Consider the following 15,815-nt stretch of genomic DNA (forward strand, 5'->3'; position numbering starts at 1 on the left):
GACCAAAAGTCCGGAGCCACACTCCATGTCCGTCAGCGGTCAGCCTCGCTGCGGTAATACATGGGCATCAGCCCGCCACCGGAGCCTCCGCCCGCACGGCCGGCATCACGCCCGACAGAAAGGTCTCGATCTCGCCGGTGTCCGCCAGCGGGAACACACCGGCTACGTACTGGTCCGGGCGGACGACCACCACGGCACCGTTCTTACCGATGCCTCGCTCCTCGAAGATGTCGTGGTCCTCCAAGGTGCCGAAAACCTTTTCCATGTCCGTCAGCTGCAACTTGCCGGTCTTAGGCTTGAATGCCTCGGGAACGTCCGAGACATCGAACTCAGTGTGCAGCTGCCGGTGGATCAGCTTGGTGTCGAACAATTCGGGTGACAGGGCCCCCTCGGCCCAGCGGGCCCAGTCCTGCAGGGGCAGGGAGGTGCCCGGAGCGTCGTCGTCCGCGAAAACGTAGATGCGCCAGCGGCCATCTGCAAAGTGGTCATGGCCAATGTGCATCGGAACCAGGTCGCACACGCGACCCGTCATGGCCGACTTGAAACGCCGCCCCAGCGGGTAGCCTTTCGCGAGCTGCTGGTGGCGGTCGTCCGTGGTGATCATGGACGGCTCATACTCGGTGAGATACCCAGCGTTGAACTCGGCGTTCTGAATGTAGAACTCTTCAAGTTCACGCGGGTTCTCGAACTGGTCACTGGGCTGCGCCATGAGCGTGGACCAGGCCTTGTCGAATTCGATCAGACGGTGCGCGATGTCCTTACGCTCCTCCGCGTAGGTGCGCAAGAGCGATTTGGGGCTGTGCCCCGACAACACATGGCCCAGCTTCCAGCCCAGGTTGAACCCGTCCTGCATGGACACGTTCATCCCCTGGCCGGCCTTGGCGGAGTGGGTGTGGCACGCGTCGCCCGTGATGAACACACGGGGATCCTCGCTAGTGGTCTTCTCCGAGGCGCGGTCGTCAAAGTGGTCTGACACGCGGTGGCCCACCTCGTAGATGGAATGCCACACCACGTCCTTGACATCCAGTTTGTAGGGGCTCATGATCTGCTGCGCAGTGGCGATCACGTCCTCGAGCGGGGTCTCACGCACCGAACGGTCACCCTCCGCAACCTCGCCCAAATCCACATACAGCCTGAACAGGAATCCACCTTCGCGCGGGATCAGCAAGATCGTGCGGCCGGTCGAGGACTTGATGGTGCACTTCTTCCTCACGTCCGGGAAATCGGTGTCCGCGTAGATGTCCATGACGCCCCACGCGTGGTTGGCCTGCTTACCGTGCAGGCGGTATCCCAGCGACTTCCGAACATTACTACGAGCGCCGTCAGCACCCACCACGTATTTGGTGTGAACCTGGATTTCCTGGCCTTCGTCCGGTCCCGCGGAACGACGCAGGGTCACGGTGATCGGGTACTCCCGCTCTTCCGAGTCGGGAGCCACCTCCATGTCCACGAATTCGTAGCCGTAGTCCGGCTCCATGCGGGTCGGCGCGTTCTTCATGAAACGGTTGAAATGGTCGATGATGCGCACCTGGGTTATCAGCATCATGGGCCACTCGCTGAATTCCGGCGGGAGTTCGCGAGTGCTCATCTCGCGGACGATGCGCTGGGAATTCTGGGGATCCGGCTTCCAGAACGCCATGTCCGTGATTGTGTGGGCCTCCTCGTAGATCTCGTGGGCGAAACCGAATGCCTGGAACGTCTCCATGGTCCGGGAGTGCACTCCGTCCGCGTTAGCCAATGGCAACCGATGTCCGCGACGCTCGATCAACCGCGTATTGACCTGAGGGAACCGGGACAACTGCGCCGCCGCGATGGATCCGGCCGGGCCGCAACCCACAATCAAGACATCCATGGTCTCGGGGAGCTTTTCGGGACGGTCCACTCCGTAGCCCTGAGCGGGCATGGTCATCGGATCGCCTGTCTGGTAACCATCAACATGAAACTGCACGAGATCTCCTCTGTGTGCGGACGGGGTAATTCCGTATGTCGTGCATCACACGCTAGGAACGGCCGTAGAGTCATCACAACCAAATCAGAGGCACACGGCGGAAAAGAGTTCGAAAAATGTGGCAGCTAGCACACAACCCAACACGGCGAAAGGGTGAGACTACGCGTATTCCACATTGTGAGCCGATTCGTATCGATTGATGGTCGGTGCCAGCACCGCGAACCTGAGCTGTACGGCCACCGCACGCATGGTCGGCCGGGTTTCCGCCCCTTGGTCTCAGTCTTCTCAGCCCCACCAAAGCCGTCCGTGGGAAGATGATGCGATGGTCGATCACCCGGATCCAACCAACTTCGTTGACTTCCCCCGATAAGGCTGCCCGTTGTCATACCCTCCCGCGCCCGCTCGTTCACTCTCTCTGCCAACCGTGCTCCGACCGCTGCTCACCGTGGCGGTGTTGAGTGCTTGCGTGGCCCTGACCAGCTACATCAGTCTCATGACCATGACGGGCCAGTCCCTGGACGATGAGGCGCTCACGCAGGCCAAGGCCGATCGCACCACCTTCTTCCCGTGGATCTTCCTGGCTGCGGCCCGGCACGTGCCGGAGCTGGTGTCGATTGCTGCCGCTGTTCTGGCTCTCGTGTGGACGGTGCGTACCCGCCGCTGGATTCCCGCGCTTGTCGGCCTGGGAATGATCCTGGGGGCGAACCTCACCACGCAGTTCCTCAAACGTGTGCTTCTGGACAAGCCCGATTACGGCATCCAGCAGATTGTGCACAACTCGTTTCCGTCCGGTCACACCACAGCCACGGCCACAATTCTCGTGACGCTCCTGCTGGTCGCTCCCCCGCATTTACGCGCCAAGACAGCCACCTGGGGATGGGTAATGGCGGCCATCACGGGCATGCTCACCGTCCTTAACGGCTGGCACCGCCCCTCCGACGCCGCCGCCGCCCTCCTCGTGGTGGGTGCCTGGGGTGTGCTCGCGGTCCTGACGATCAGGCTCGTCGACGGCGCCCTGTCCCGCCCCGGAGTCCGTCCCACCGATGCGTACCGCAGGGTGCGGCAGAAGATGGCTGTCCGCCGCGGGAACCTCCTGCAGCGGGAGGATCGGGGCGACAGCGCCTTCATTCCGCCAGCAGCACCCCGGCAGCAGCCGCCCCAACCGCACCAGTACCAGCACCCGGGATACCAGCACCCGGGATACCAGCAGGGCACCTCTTCGCAGTACGGTCGCCCCGGTTACGGCTATGCCGCGCCGGTGCGCCCGCGTCTGGGTGCGGTGATCACGCTGATCGTCCTGGCAGCAGGCGTGACAGTGACCGTGGCCCTGCTGCCCTGGCCCGCGGTGTCCGGTACGGGAACCGGCCGTGCCACCGTTATTGCCGGATACCTTGGGATTGCGGCTGCATCTGCTCTGAGTTGGCGGGCTGTGGCTCGCTGGCTGCGGTCTCTGTCCTGACGGTAGCCAACCGATCCAGGAAGATCCGGGCCACGCCGGCCTGATACGGCAGCCGGTACATGGAGGCGGTCAGTGTGCCGTGCGCCGCGGTATCGGATTGCTCGGCGCGCTTCAAGGCAAGGGCCATGGTGTCGGCTTGTTGCAGCACGAACGTGCTGGAGACCGGGCTGCCGTGGCCGGGCACGAACACCTTGTACCGCTCCAGGGCGGCCAGTGCGCGCAGGGTCTCCACCCAGCGTTGCGGGTACGAATCCTCGAAACTGGGGTCCGCCCCTTCCTCGACCAGGTCACCGCAGAAGACGATGTCCGCCACGCCCACGCACACGTCGTTGTCGGTGTGACCCAACCCCAGGAAGAACAGGGTCACGAGCTTGTCCCCAAGTTCAATACGTGTCAGCGATGGTCTGCGGCCGTTGCCGGGCACCGTGTTGGTGGGGAACACGAGCTGGGTGTCCAGCCCCTCACCGTCGCCCATTTCAGGTTCCTGGGTGCTCACGAAACTGCGCTGGAAATCACCGTGCTGACGCATGGCTGCGCCGCAGGCCTTGTGGGCCCAGAACTCCACCACCCCGGCACGCTGAAATGCCGCGTTGCCCATGTAATGGTCGTAGTGCGCGTGAGTGTTGACCACGGTGAGGGGCAGTTGCGTGATCTCTCGGACGGCCGCCAGGATCTCCCGGCCTTGCCGGGGTCCCGCGCCCGTATCAATGACCAGGGCACGCTGAGATCCCACGATGAGCCCGGAGTTCAATCTCCAGTTATCCGTGCCAATCACGTAGACGCCGTCGCGCAACTCGTGGATGCGTGCCATGCGGACAGCCTAACCGCCCGGAACCCCCTCCACATCAACCCGACGATGGAAATCCGGCGGTGCTAGCCTGTCCGGCGTGTTCCCCTCCCAGCCCGTCTCACCGCCCCCGTCCGACGCCGCCCTACCGCCGGCCGGGCGGTTCGCGCCCTCCCCGTCGGGGGATCTTCACCTGGGTAATCTGCGCACCGCGCTGGCAGCGTGGGGCTTTGCTCGTGCCACGGGCCGGAAGTTCTTCCTCCGGGTGGAAGATCTGGATCGGGTGAAGGTGGGCGCCGCGGAACGTAACGTGGCGGACTTGGTGGAGCTGGGCCTGGAGTGGGACGGCCCGGTCGATTACCAAGCACCCCGGATTCCCCAGTTCCTGGGCGAGGTCCAACGGCTCACGGACGCGGGTCTCACCTACGAGTGCTTTTGCACACGTAAGGAGATCCACGCGGCGGCATCGGCGCCGCACGGCATTCCCGGGGCTTATCCCGGTACGTGCCGGAACCTGAGCGCGGAGGCTCGCGAGCGGCGTCGGCAAGAGCGGCCGCCGGCCATCCGCCTGCGCGCAGCCGTGAATGAATTCGCCGTGCACGACTATTTCGCAGGTGTCTACACGGGCGCCGTGGATGACATGGTGTTGGTGCGTAACGACGGCACCCCCGCCTACAACCTGGCCGTGGTCGTGGATGACGCCCACCAGGGGATCGATCAGGTGGTGCGCGGGGACGATCTGCTCTCCTCGGCACCGCGGCAGGCCTACCTGGCCGGACTGTTGGGCTATCGAGCACCCGAGTACGTTCATGTCCCCCTGGTGCTGGGACCGACCGGTGTACGGTTGGCTAAACGCGACGGAGCTGTAACACTTGATGAATTGCATGCTCTGGGTTACACAACGCGCGACGTGCTCGTGTGGCTCGGTGAATCGTTGGGGGTCGCCCACGCCTTGAATTCCACGGCTGACTTGCTGAAGGACTGGAATCCCGGGGTCTGGGACACAGAACCCGCCACCTTTACGGAATGGCCCGAAAAGCGAGTTCGACCCCATCCTCGGGCCAGTCATAACTCCTGACCGCTTTGGGGAGCTAAATAGCGTCCCCTACAGTGGACGCCGTTCAAATACCTCGCACCGGAAGGGACACCCATGTCCGACCAGGCGTATCAACTTATTGCGATCGTGATTTATTTCTTGGGCATGATCGCGATCGGCCTGTGGGCCAACAGTAAGACAAAGGACCTCGATGATTACATGTTGGGGGGAAGGAATCTCAAGCCCGGCGTGGCCGCGCTGTCCGCGGGTGCTTCGGATATGTCCGGCTGGTTGCTCATGGGCCTGCCCGGGGCCGTGTACCTGGCGGGCGTGGTCGAAGCCTGGATCGCCATTGGTCTGACTATCGGTGCGTGGCTGAACTGGAAGTTCGTGGCCCCGCGGCTACGTGCGTACACCGAGGTCTCCAACAACTCGATCACCATCCCGTCCTTCCTGGACAATCGACTCAAGGGCAACACCCGCATGCTGCGCGTGGTGTCCGGTGTGATCATCCTGGTGTTCTTCACGTTCTACGTCTCCTCCGGCATGGTCGCCGGTGGCGTGTTCTTCATGTCCTCATTCGGCTCCTCCTACCTGGTCGGCATGCTGCTGATCGCGGGCGTGACCGTGCTCTACACATTCTTCGGTGGCTTCCTGGGCGCCTCCTACACGGACCTTTTCCAGGGCATACTCATGCTGCTGGCGCTGCTCACGGTCCCGGTCGTGGGTCTGTTCTTGGTGGGCGGCCCCGCCGAAATGGTGGACAGTATCCAGAGCGCCCAGCCGGACGCGCTGTCCCTGCTGGCCGGCGGCACCGCCGTGGGCGTCATCTCCGCGTTGGCCTGGGGCCTTGGCTATTTCGGTCAGCCCCACATCATTGTGCGTTTCATGGCCCTGCGCAGCCCGGCCGATGCCAAGTCCGGCCGGCGCATCGGCGTGGGATGGATGATCCTCACCGTGATCGGTGCCATCTCGACCGCCCTGGTGGGTATCGCCTACTTCGGTAACCGCCCGGATCAGGAGCCCACCGACCCGGAGGCCGTGTTCCTGGACCTGTCGCAGATCCTGTTCCACCCCGCCCTGGCCGGCCTGGTGCTGGCGGCGGTGCTGGCGGCAATCATGTCCACCGTGTCCTCGCAGCTGATCGTGTCCTCCTCCGCACTGGTGGAAGACCTGTACAACCTGGCCGCCAAGAAGACCCCGTCTCCCAAGGCCCAGGTGTGGATGGGCCGCGCCGGCGTGCTCCTGGTGGCCGTCATTGCCGCGGCACTCGCGTGGGAACAGAACGCGACCATCCTGGAACTCGTGGGCTTCGCGTGGGCCGGGTTCGGCTCTGCCTTCGGCCCCGTGGTCATCCTGAGCCTTTTCTGGCGCAAGCTCACCAACACCGGTGCAATCACCGCGATGATCGTGGGCGCCGTGACCGTGTTCGTCTGGCAGTACACCCCGTGGAGCGACCTCTACGAGATTATCCCCGGCTTCTTCCTGGGCATGCTGGCCGCGATTATCGGTTCCCTGGCCACCTACAAGCGTGACCCGGAGATCGAGGCCGAGTTCGACCAGGCCGTGCGCCTGGCCACCGACCCCCACCCGGCACCCACGGACGCCGCTGCCGCCACGCGCATCGAATCCGACGCGGCCGCCGGCCGCAACTAAGTTCCACCCACGGCCGGGGTAGCTTCCCCGCCCACGAAGCTTGGCGCCCGCTCACCACCCGGTGAGCGGGCGCCTTGCTTTGTCATCCGATCACGGCGTTAATGCAACCATGCTGATCAATGCGCTCTACCAACCCGTGGCCGGCCACGATTTCACCCATGTCATTGCCGACTACCCCCTGGGGATCATTGTGGGTTCCGACCTGGTGGCCGCCCACATGCCAATGCTGACGGTCCGAGAAGCCGATGGTTCCGTGGCCATCGAGGGCCACATCCCCCGGGCCGATCCGTTGCACACGGTGTTGGCCCAGGGCCGTGAGGTGCTGTTGATCTTCCCCGGCCCCTCCGCTTACATCAGTCCGGACTGGTACACCCATGCGGGATTACCCACCTACGATTTCGAGCCCGTCCACATTCGCGGCCGAGCCACCATGATGGACCAACCCGCGCTGGAGGATCACCTGCGGCGACTCACAGACCACCATGAGAAGCAGGTGCGCCCGCAACAGGAGGGCCCCGATACCACTCCGTCCGCCGGGCCTTCCGGGCCGTGGCGGCTGGACGCCAGCGCCGAGGCGACGATGGGGCGGCTGCTGAGTGCCATCGCGGGTTTCCGGCTGCGCCCCCGGACCATGGAGTTCAAGTCGAAAATCGGCCAGAACCGAGCCGCGAACGAGGTTGCGAGCACCGCCGATCGTCTATCCCTCATGCGGCACCAGGATGCGCGCTACCTCGCCGATCTCATGGAACGCACGGCCACGCCCCGTAACGAGAAGGGCCCGCCCGGCCGGTGAAACGGAATCTTCTGTGACCTTTCGAGAACGACGGCGCTCACGGCGTCGTCCCCCCTCGCGCGCCGTGGCCGGGCGGGCGGGATCAGAAGCCGAGGGAGACGAGGGCCGTGCGCATTGCCCGGGCCGAATCGCGCAGCTGCTGTTCCTCGTGCTCGCCCATGGGGATCGCGAGCGGTTGTTCCACTCCGCGGCGACCCACAATGGACGGAACGGAGAGCGCGAGTCCGCTGATGCCGTGGAAGTCGTCCAGGATGGACGAGACGGGCAGTACGGAGCGCAGGTCGCGCAGGATCGCCTCCGCAATACGGATGCCGGACAGCCCGATTGCGTAGTTGGTGGCGCCCTTACCCGCGATCACCTTGTACGCGGCGTTGACCACCTGCTCCGTCATCTCGGCAAGGCGCTGCTCGGTGAACGGCTTGCGGCCGTCGATCTCCCACTCGCGCAACGGAACCTGGCCGATGGAGGCGGAGGACCACACGGGGAACTCGGAATCCCCGTGTTCACCAATGATGTATGCGTGCACGCTGGTGGTGTTGACCCGGGCCTCATTGGCGATCATCCAGCGCAGGCGCGAGGTGTCAAGCACGGTGCCGGAGCTGAGGACCTGTCGGCGCGGGAGCCCCGTGATCTTCTGGGCCACCACGGTGAGCACATCGCAGGGGTTGGTCACGAGCACGAAAATTGCGTGGGGCGCGTGCTCCATGAGCTGAGGCATGAGTGATTTGAGGATCTCGGTGTTGGCGCCGGCCAGATCCAGCCGCGTCTGACCCGGTTTCTGTTTGGCGCCGGCGGTGACCAGGATGACGTCCGAGTTTTGGAGCACGGCAATGTCATCGGAGCCCGCCACGCGAGTATCCGAGGCGAATAGCTGGCCGTGGGACAGGTCCAGCGCCTCGGCCTCCACCCTGGCGGTGTCGAGGTCGTAGAGGGCAATGTCCGTGGCGGTGCCGCGGATCATGGCCGCGTACGCCAATGAGGTGCCCACCGACCCCGCTCCCACAATGCCGATCTTGGTTCTACGGACGGTGGCTTCAGTGCTGGCGGTCATAGAAACTCCCCGGTTACGGCGGATACGTCCCGCATGCCCATGTGATGTGTGGGATGCAGTGGGTTCATGTGGTCTTGCCACATTCATTCTGACGTATCCGCCGCGCCGGGGACAGTCCTTGTGACTGGGGCGACAGACAACTTGATCCGCTCACTGGTCGCGAGCGGTGAGCGAAGCACCCGTGTTGACTAGCAGTGATAGGTGTCGGTGGGCGCCTCGAAATGCACGTCGTAGCCCTCCGGGATGCTCATGCCGAACGAGGTGGCCAATCCCAGCACCTTGCGCGCACGGGCCAAGCGGGGCAGGTCCGAGCCGTTGCGGATCTGACCGCCGTCCGCCTCGAACTCCTGCAGGAAGTCCGTGGCCCAGGACAGTTCGTTGAGGCTCGGGGACAGGCCCTCGTTGACCGTGGCGGTCTGCTCGGGCATCAGGCAAAGCTTGCCGGTCATCCCGAATTCGGACGTGACACCGGTGGCCTCCGCGAGCTTGGCACCCAGTGCACCCACAGCGGGGCCGTCGATCGGGCCCGGCAAATTGGCCGCACGCGAGGCAATGGTGAACTGCGAACGGGTGTAGGCCAAAACCATGGGGCTCTCGCCGAATCCTGTGTCACGGCGATAATCGCCGATTCCGAAAGCCAACCTGTACGTGGAACGCGCGGTTGCGATGTCCTGCAGGTTCTGCACGCCGCGGGCCGTTTCCACGAGGGCCACAATGCGCGTGCCGCGCAGCATCTCCGCCGTGCGGGTCACGTGTTCCGGGGATTCGGTCATGGCCAGCATGACGCCTTCCAGACCGGGAGCTTCACGCATGGCACGGAGATCTTCTTCCCACCAGGCAGTACCGAAACCGTTGATGCGGACCCAGCCGTGATTGAGCTCGCGATTCTCGTTGCGCGAGGACAGCCACTCGATCACGTGCTGACGGGCTGCGGTTTTGTCCGCGGGAGCCACCGAGTCCTCGACATCGAGGACCACGACATCCGCTGCGCTGCTGGCGGCCGCGTCGAAGCGGGCGGGCTGCGCACCGTTGACGAGCAGCCACGAACGGGCCAGCTCCGGGCCGACCCCTGGATTCTCAGTGGTCGCCGTGGTCTTTTCAATGGTTTCTGACAAGGTGGTGGACATAATTCACTTCTCGATCTGTGTCTAAGAACGGACACGCTCCCGCACCTGCTGTGCGGTGATAGCGCGGGTCAGCCGAACACCCGAACCGGCCTGAGAGATGATGCGGTCGGAGCGGGTCAGCTGCCAGTAGAAAGCCCCAGGACGAGCGGCACCAGTTCGGTGCGTTGACGACCTACGCGTGAGAGATGCCACGCCGGGCAAAAGCGGTAGGGCTACCGTAACCAAGATCACACCGAGACTCAACTTGGGTCCTTCGCGCGGCGCAGTGCACGGTGATCGACGGAGCAACCCCCCTTCCCCGGGCCGCTGCACACGGGTTGACGGTAAAGCCAAGATCTTCGACGTACCGGGCCGTAGCGTCGATCGATGTGCACTCGGCCCGGGCGGGCGGCCGTAGCGTCGATCGGTGTGCAGGCGGGCGGTTCGTCTCTCACCCACCACTGCGCTTCTTGGTCCGCGCCGTGGCCACGGCGTTCCACGGGTCCTCCGGCCACGGGTGTTTGGGGTAGCGGCCGCGCATTTCGGAACGGACCTGCTGATACGGACCGGACCAGAACGACTGAAGATCGTCCGTGATCGCCAACGGCCTCCGCGCGGGAGACAGCAGATGGAACTGCACGGGCACTCGGCCCTCCACCAACCGTGGCGTGTCCGCCCAGCCAAAACATTCTTGTAATTTCACGGCGACCACGGGAGGTAGTTCCGGTTCGTCCGGTGAGTAGATCTTCGGGTAATCGACCCGCGCCGTGTTCCCGCTGGGCACCGCCAATCGCTGCGGGACCAACTCCTCCAGGCGGCCGGCTTCCGGCCACGGCAACAGCCGGCGCAGGGCATCCGCCAGCTTGATGGATCGCAGCGAAGCGCCCCGCGCGATGCCCTGTAATTCCACGCTCAGCCATTCGTCGAGCCGGTCCAACAGCGCCGCATCGTCCATGGCGGGCCACGGGTCGCCCAGGTGTCGGTGCAATAACGCGAGGCGCGATCGGAGGGAGCGTGCGGCGTCGTCCCAGGGCAATAGCTCCAGGCCTTGGCTGTGCAGCGCGCTGCGCACGGCCGGCAGGGCGGTGTGGGGATCGGCGGAGATCGGCGTGGAGGACAGTTCGATTGCTCCGACGGCTCGCACGCGACGCGCTCGAACCTTCCCGTTCACGAATTCGCCGCGCGTCTGCTCGCTCACCAACGAACCCGCAATGAGCAGCGCCGTGGGCTCGTCCAACGGCGCAGCCGCGCGAATCACGGCACCGGTCCCGGCGGCCGCCCTTCCCGCGGCGCGACTCAACTCCGCTACGGCAAGCCACTCATGCTGCCGCAACGGGCTGCCCGGCTCGAGACCCGCGCGCGTACCCGATGCCAGCAACCACTGCTCCCCCGCTGTGTCCACGCGCTTGGCGATCCACTCGGGTTTCCCCAGGCCGACGACGGCGCCCTCCCGCGCTTCCCGGGACACCTCGCCGTGCGTGTCGCCCTCCACGAGAGCGCCGTGCCCGGCATTGGACCGCTCAACGCCGGGCTCAGCAGCGGCACCGCTCTCCCCGGAAATCCGTTCCAGCCGGGCCACCTCCCGCTTCCACCGTGCGGACTCCGCTCCCCCGCCCGAGCGCAACCGCCTCACGAAGGCGGGGATGTCTGCGGCGGGGATACGAGCGCCGTCGGCGATGGCGGCTATGACCTCCGCGGCGGCGCGCCGCCCGACCAGAGCGGCGCCGTCCAGCAGGGCTCTGCCCCACCGGGGTTCCACAGGCATGCCGACCAGAACTCGGCCGAGGTCGGTGGCGCGACCGTCCGCGTCGATGGCACCCAGGCGCCGCAATTCCGCGTCCGCATCCGCACGGGCACGCGAAGGCAGCGGGTCCGGCAGGGACAACCCTTCACCACCGGGTGCGCCCCACACGGCAAGTGCCAGACAGGCGAATGTGAGATCGGCGGTCCGCACCTCGGGAACGGTGTGGGCGGGCATGGCACCCCACGTGGCGTCGTCGTAGCAACGCACCACCGCGCCCGGCCCCTGGCGTGCGGCGCGGCCGGCCCGCTGGTCGGCCGATGCCTTGGACGCCGAGACCGTGACCAGCCCCGAAATTCCGCGTCCGGCATCGCGACGCGGTTGGCGCGCCAGGCCCGAATCGATTACCAGCCGCACACCGTTGACCGTCAGGGACGATTCCGCGAGGGACGTCGTCACGACGATGCGCGGCGGATCCCCCGGTGCGCGTCCCGCGACCGCCCGGTCCTGCTCCCGTGGCGAGAGCTGGCCGTGTAATTCCAGGATTTCGGCATCGGTGAGCCTGTGGAGTTCGCTCGCCACGCGGGCGACCTCGCGCGCGCCGGGTAAGAACACCAGCGCGTCCGTTCCGGCGTGCGCCTTGAGGGCTTTTGCATGAGCCGCCGCGGCCGTCCGCGCCACGTGTGACAGGAACGCGGGAGTCACCCCGCGTTCGTCCAGGCGTAGTGGCCCCGGTGCCCATTCGACGTCCAGCGGATACAGCGCGGACGGGCAATCCACGATGGGCGCGGGGTTATCCGTGCCCAGCAGCTCGGCGAAACGCGCAGCGTCCACGGTCGCGGACATCGCCACAACGGTCAGATCCTCTCGCAGTTCCCGCAGCTCCGCGAGCATGCCCACGAGCAGGTCGGATTCGACGCCCCGCTCATGAACCTCATCCAGAACCACGGCCGCCGTACCGGGCAGATCCGGGTCCCTCAGCAGACGACGCAGCATGATCCCGGGGGTCACGAACTCAATGCGCGTGCCCGGTTGGGTGGTGCTTTCCCCACGCACACTCCACCCGACGACGTCGCCCGGTTTCGTTCCCGTCAGCGCAGTCAATCGTCGAGCGGCCGCCCTGGCCGCGACCCTGCGCGGCTGCACCACGACCACGCGGCCATGGGTCTGCGAGACGGCAGTTGCGCGGGCAAGAACGTTGGCGATCACGGGAGGAACCAGCGTGGTCTTGCCCGTCCCCGGAGGCGCCTGCACCACCGCGACCCCCTGGTGGAGCGCGGTTTCCAGATCGGGCACGGACTCCGCGAAGGGCAGGCCGCGACCGATCCGCTCCAGGTCGAAGGGGACGGCACTCATGGTTTCAAGTATTGCCGAGACCTCGGACACGGTTGTTACGGTGGAAACCCCTAGTTGAAGGAGCGATTGCGCGCGGAGGTTCACACGAACCGCCTCTGCCCGTCCGCCCTTCCACCTAAAGTGGTACCCATGACCAACGCGCAACTCCCCGAGCAGGTATCCGAGATCTTCGACCCCCAGCAGTGGCGGCAGGTGCAGGGCTTCGAAGACCTGCAGGACATCACGTACCACCGCGGCGTCGAACGGGATGGCAGCGGTGAAGTGGTCAAGGTTCTGCCGTGGGTGCGCATTGCGTTCGACCGCCCCGAGGTCCGCAATGCCTTCCGGCCCGGCACGGTGGACGAGCTGTACCGCACGCTCGATCACGCGCGCATGTCCTCGGACGTGGGGGCGGTGATCCTCACGGGCAACGGGCCCTCCGCAAAGGACGGCGGCTGGGCATTCTGCTCCGGCGGCGATCAGCGCATTCGCGGCCGCGACGGTTACCACTACGCGGAGGGCGAGACGGCCGATTCCATCGATCCCGCCCGTGCGGGCCGCCTGCACATCCTGGAGGTCCAGCGCCTGATTCGCACCATGCCCAAGGTGGTCATCGCGGCGGTCTCCGGCTGGGCGGCCGGCGGCGGTCACTCACTGCACGTGGTCTGCGACATGACCATTGCTTCCGCCGAGCACGGCAAGTTCAAGCAGACGGACGCCACCGTTGGCTCCTTTGACGCCGGCTACGGTTCCGCGTTGCTCGCCCGTCAGGTGGGTCAGAAGTTCGCTCGGGAAATCTTCTTCCTGGCCGATGAATATTCCGCCGAGGACATGTTCCGCATGGGCGCCGTCAACAAGGTGGTCCCCCACGAGGATCTGGAAACGTCCGCGCTGGAATGGGCTCGTAAGATCACCGCCCAGTCCCCGCAGGCCGTGCGCATGCTCAAGTACGCGTTCAACCTCCCGGACGACGGCATGGTTGGTCAGCAGGTCTTCGCCGGTGAAGCCACGCGCATGGGTTACATGACCGACGAGGCCGTTGAGGGCCGCGACGCCTTCCTGCAAAAGCGGGACCCGGACTGGTCCGCGTTCCCCTACTACTTCTGATCCGCCCACTTCTTCTCCGTGACAGCACCCATGTCTGAACTTCCCGGAAAACCCCTGAGCGCACCCACCAGCGACAACGTGCCATGGGACACCGTCGCGTTCGACGGCCCCGTGACGGGTGATCCGCTCGCGCTCCTCGAACCCCTCGACCGTGCGCTGGCCCGCCCCGGCCCCGCGGTGATCGTCTCGACCTCCGGGTCCACGGGCCGCCCCAAGAAGACGGTCCTGACCACGGAGGCTCTCACGGCATCCGGGCGGGCCACCGAACGAGCCACCGCCGGGCCCGGCCAGTGGCTGCTGTGTCTGCCCGCGCATTACGTCGCGGGCGTCCAGGTGCTGGCGCGGTCCGTACTGGCCGGCACCACCCCCGTGCTCATGGCGCCCGGGCCCTTCACACCGGAGGGGTTTGCACGGGCGGTCTCGGAGATGAACCACGAGACGCGGTACGTGTCCGTGGTTCCCACCCAGCTGCAACGCATCCTGGACCCCGCCGACGGCGCTCCCCACCGCGAAGCCGTCAACGCTCTCGCGCGTTTCGACGCGATCCTGGTGGGCGGCTCCGCCCTGTCCCCCGCCCTCGCCCAACGAGCCAGCGACGCCGGCCTCACCCTGATCAGCACGTACGGCATGTCGGAGACGTGCGGCGGCTGTGTGTACAACGGGCGTCCCTTGGACACGGTCCGGATCCGCACGGTGCCCAACGACGCCGCAGACGACCTTTCCCACTTCACCTCCCCGTCCAGCCACGGGCCGGGAGAAGGGCGCATCTGGTTGGGCGGCCACGTGGTTGCCGGGGGCTATCTGGACGACCCCCGGCAGACCGGTGAGCATTTCCGCGTGATCGACGGGCAGCGCTGGTACCGCACGGACGATCTGGGAAGCATCGACGATGACGGCGGGCTGAGCGTCTTGGGCCGCACGGATGACGTGATCAATACCGGCGGGATCAAGGTCTCGGCCGGTGTCGTGACCGCAGCGCTCACCTCGCACCCCCGAGTCCGTGGGGCGCTCGTGGTTCCGGTACCGGATGCCGAGTGGGGCCACGCCGTGGCGGCGCTGGTGGTACCGCGGGACGGGGAATTCACGAACGAGCTGCGCAGAGAACTCACTGACCTGGTTCGCGAACACCACGGCTCCCCGGCCGTTCCCAAGTACTGGCGCTGCGTAGCGGAGCTCCCCCTGCTCAGCACCGGCAAACCGGACCGCCTCGCCGCCGCGCAGCTGTTCGACACCGCCGATGCCGACGCCGATGCACCACGCCCAGAGAATGGCTGATATCGATATGCCCGCTCATTCATTGGATCTGACCTTCGCCCCGCAGGACGACTTCGTGTTCCGGGATCGCTGGCAGGCATTGCGCGCGGCGGGTTTGCCGAGCCTGGCCGACCACCGAGGGGCCTTCAACGCCCCGCACATCACCGTTCTCGCGGCAGCCCGGATTCCCGCCGACGTACTGGACCGCGCCCGCGCCCATTTTTCGGACGCCCTCCCGCTGCCGTTGGCCCTCAACGGTGTGGTAGTGCTGGGCTCCGGGCCGTTCGTCCTGGCAGAGCACGTAGTTGCCCCGTCCGAGATGCACGGCATTGTGGGGCAGTGGCAGCGCCGGGTGGACGGGAACTCCCGGTGGCTGCGCCCGTGGACACCCCACGTGACCCTGGCCAAGCGTTTGAGTGCTTCGCAGGTGGGGCGGGCGCTGGGAGTACTGCATGACCGGCCTGCACCGACCACCGTGACCGCCACCGAGCTGCGTCGGTGGGATCCCGAGCAGAAGACCTCCACCCGCGAGGCCTAGGCAC

At 66.0% G+C, this 15,815-nt stretch carries 12 protein-coding genes; 7 read left to right on the forward strand and 5 right to left on the reverse strand.

The annotated features are described in order from the left end of the window. Positions 1-67 precede the first annotated feature (67 nt). Positions 68-1,948, reverse strand: coding sequence for an FAD-dependent monooxygenase (locus AC3ENJ_RS06470; protein WP_431813454.1), 1,881 nt, complete (start codon positions 1,946-1,948; stop codon positions 68-70). A 466-nt stretch (positions 1,949-2,414) separates the two neighbouring features. Between AC3ENJ_RS06470 and AC3ENJ_RS06475 the strand changes: the two genes are divergently transcribed. Continuing rightward, on the forward strand, positions 2,415-3,407 hold the full coding sequence (locus tag AC3ENJ_RS06475) for a phosphatase PAP2 family protein (protein WP_431813455.1): 993 nt from the start codon (positions 2,415-2,417) through the stop codon (positions 3,405-3,407). On the opposite strand, the gene AC3ENJ_RS06480 is transcribed toward AC3ENJ_RS06475, so the two are convergent. Then, positions 3,325-4,218 carry an MBL fold metallo-hydrolase gene (locus AC3ENJ_RS06480; RefSeq protein WP_190806771.1) on the reverse strand — a complete coding sequence of 298 codons (894 nt, stop codon included), beginning with the start codon at positions 4,216-4,218 and terminating at the stop codon, positions 3,325-3,327. The genes AC3ENJ_RS06475 and AC3ENJ_RS06480 overlap by 83 nt on opposite strands. A gap of 76 nt (positions 4,219-4,294) precedes the next feature. Here AC3ENJ_RS06480 and gluQRS point away from each other — a divergent pair, with 76 nt between their 5' ends. From gluQRS to AC3ENJ_RS06495, 3 genes are all read left to right on the forward strand, one after another. Continuing rightward, a complete protein-coding gene (gene gluQRS / locus AC3ENJ_RS06485; protein ID WP_431813456.1) occupies positions 4,295-5,272 on the forward strand; it encodes a tRNA glutamyl-Q(34) synthetase GluQRS in 978 nt (325 codons plus the stop codon). Between the two features lie 72 nt (positions 5,273-5,344). After that, positions 5,345-6,886 carry a sodium/proline symporter PutP gene (gene putP, locus AC3ENJ_RS06490; RefSeq protein ID WP_190781249.1) on the forward strand — a complete coding sequence of 514 codons (1,542 nt, stop codon included), beginning with the start codon at positions 5,345-5,347 and terminating at the stop codon, positions 6,884-6,886. Positions 6,887-6,995: 109 nt separating this feature from the next. Further along, positions 6,996-7,679, forward strand: coding sequence for an FMN-binding negative transcriptional regulator (locus tag AC3ENJ_RS06495; protein ID WP_431813457.1), 684 nt, complete (start codon positions 6,996-6,998; stop codon positions 7,677-7,679). Positions 7,680-7,761: 82 nt separating this feature from the next. Here AC3ENJ_RS06495 and AC3ENJ_RS06500 read toward each other — a convergent pair whose 3' ends face one another. The 3 genes from AC3ENJ_RS06500 to hrpB form a co-directional block, all read right to left on the reverse strand. Beyond that, positions 7,762-8,730: an L-lactate dehydrogenase gene (locus AC3ENJ_RS06500; RefSeq protein ID WP_431813458.1), complete on the reverse strand. Its 969-nt coding sequence runs from the start codon at positions 8,728-8,730 to the stop codon at positions 7,762-7,764. Between the two features lie 188 nt (positions 8,731-8,918). After that, positions 8,919-9,857 (reverse strand): HpcH/HpaI aldolase/citrate lyase family protein, encoded by a 939-nt coding sequence (locus AC3ENJ_RS06505; RefSeq protein WP_431813459.1) that lies wholly within the window; start codon positions 9,855-9,857, stop codon positions 8,919-8,921. Between the two features lie 430 nt (positions 9,858-10,287). Then, the gene (gene hrpB / locus AC3ENJ_RS06510) at positions 10,288-12,933 is read right to left on the reverse strand and encodes an ATP-dependent helicase HrpB (RefSeq protein WP_431813460.1); all 2,646 of its coding nucleotides are present in this window, start codon (positions 12,931-12,933) and stop codon (positions 10,288-10,290) included. A 129-nt stretch (positions 12,934-13,062) separates the two neighbouring features. On the opposite strand from hrpB, the gene AC3ENJ_RS06515 reads away from it, so the two are divergent. From AC3ENJ_RS06515 to AC3ENJ_RS06525, 3 genes are read left to right on the forward strand one after another with little or no spacing between them, the layout of a single operon-like run. Next, positions 13,063-14,019 (forward strand): 1,4-dihydroxy-2-naphthoyl-CoA synthase, encoded by a 957-nt coding sequence (locus tag AC3ENJ_RS06515; protein WP_431813461.1) that lies wholly within the window; start codon positions 13,063-13,065, stop codon positions 14,017-14,019. Positions 14,020-14,049: 30 nt separating this feature from the next. Further along, a complete protein-coding gene (locus AC3ENJ_RS06520) occupies positions 14,050-15,294 on the forward strand; it encodes an AMP-binding protein (protein ID WP_431813462.1) in 1,245 nt (414 codons plus the stop codon). After that, positions 15,287-15,811 carry a 2'-5' RNA ligase family protein gene (locus AC3ENJ_RS06525; protein ID WP_431813463.1) on the forward strand — a complete coding sequence of 175 codons (525 nt, stop codon included), beginning with the start codon at positions 15,287-15,289 and terminating at the stop codon, positions 15,809-15,811. The genes AC3ENJ_RS06520 and AC3ENJ_RS06525 overlap by 8 nt, the downstream gene beginning before the upstream one ends. Positions 15,812-15,815: the final 4 nt, after the last annotated feature.

This window comes from Kocuria sp. cx-455 (genome assembly GCF_057707085.1).

Excerpts from the sequence above, each read along its gene's own strand:
- AC3ENJ_RS06515 (WP_431813461.1), top strand. The coding sequence starts at position 13,063 with ATGACCAACGCGCAACTCCCCGAGCAGGTATCCGAGATCTTCGACCCC.
- AC3ENJ_RS06500 (WP_431813458.1), bottom strand. The coding sequence starts at position 8,730 with ATGACCGCCAGCACTGAAGCCACCGTCCGTAGAACCAAGATCGGCATT.
- AC3ENJ_RS06495 (WP_431813457.1), top strand. The coding sequence starts at position 6,996 with ATGCTGATCAATGCGCTCTACCAACCCGTGGCCGGCCACGATTTCACC.
- AC3ENJ_RS06520 (WP_431813462.1), top strand. The coding sequence starts at position 14,050 with ATGTCTGAACTTCCCGGAAAACCCCTGAGCGCACCCACCAGCGACAAC.
- AC3ENJ_RS06480 (WP_190806771.1), bottom strand. The coding sequence starts at position 4,218 with ATGGCACGCATCCACGAGTTGCGCGACGGCGTCTACGTGATTGGCACG.
- AC3ENJ_RS06525 (WP_431813463.1), top strand. The coding sequence starts at position 15,287 with ATGGCTGATATCGATATGCCCGCTCATTCATTGGATCTGACCTTCGCC.
- putP (WP_190781249.1), top strand. The coding sequence starts at position 5,345 with ATGTCCGACCAGGCGTATCAACTTATTGCGATCGTGATTTATTTCTTG.
- AC3ENJ_RS06505 (WP_431813459.1), bottom strand. The coding sequence starts at position 9,857 with ATGTCCACCACCTTGTCAGAAACCATTGAAAAGACCACGGCGACCACT.
- hrpB (WP_431813460.1), bottom strand. The coding sequence starts at position 12,933 with ATGAGTGCCGTCCCCTTCGACCTGGAGCGGATCGGTCGCGGCCTGCCC.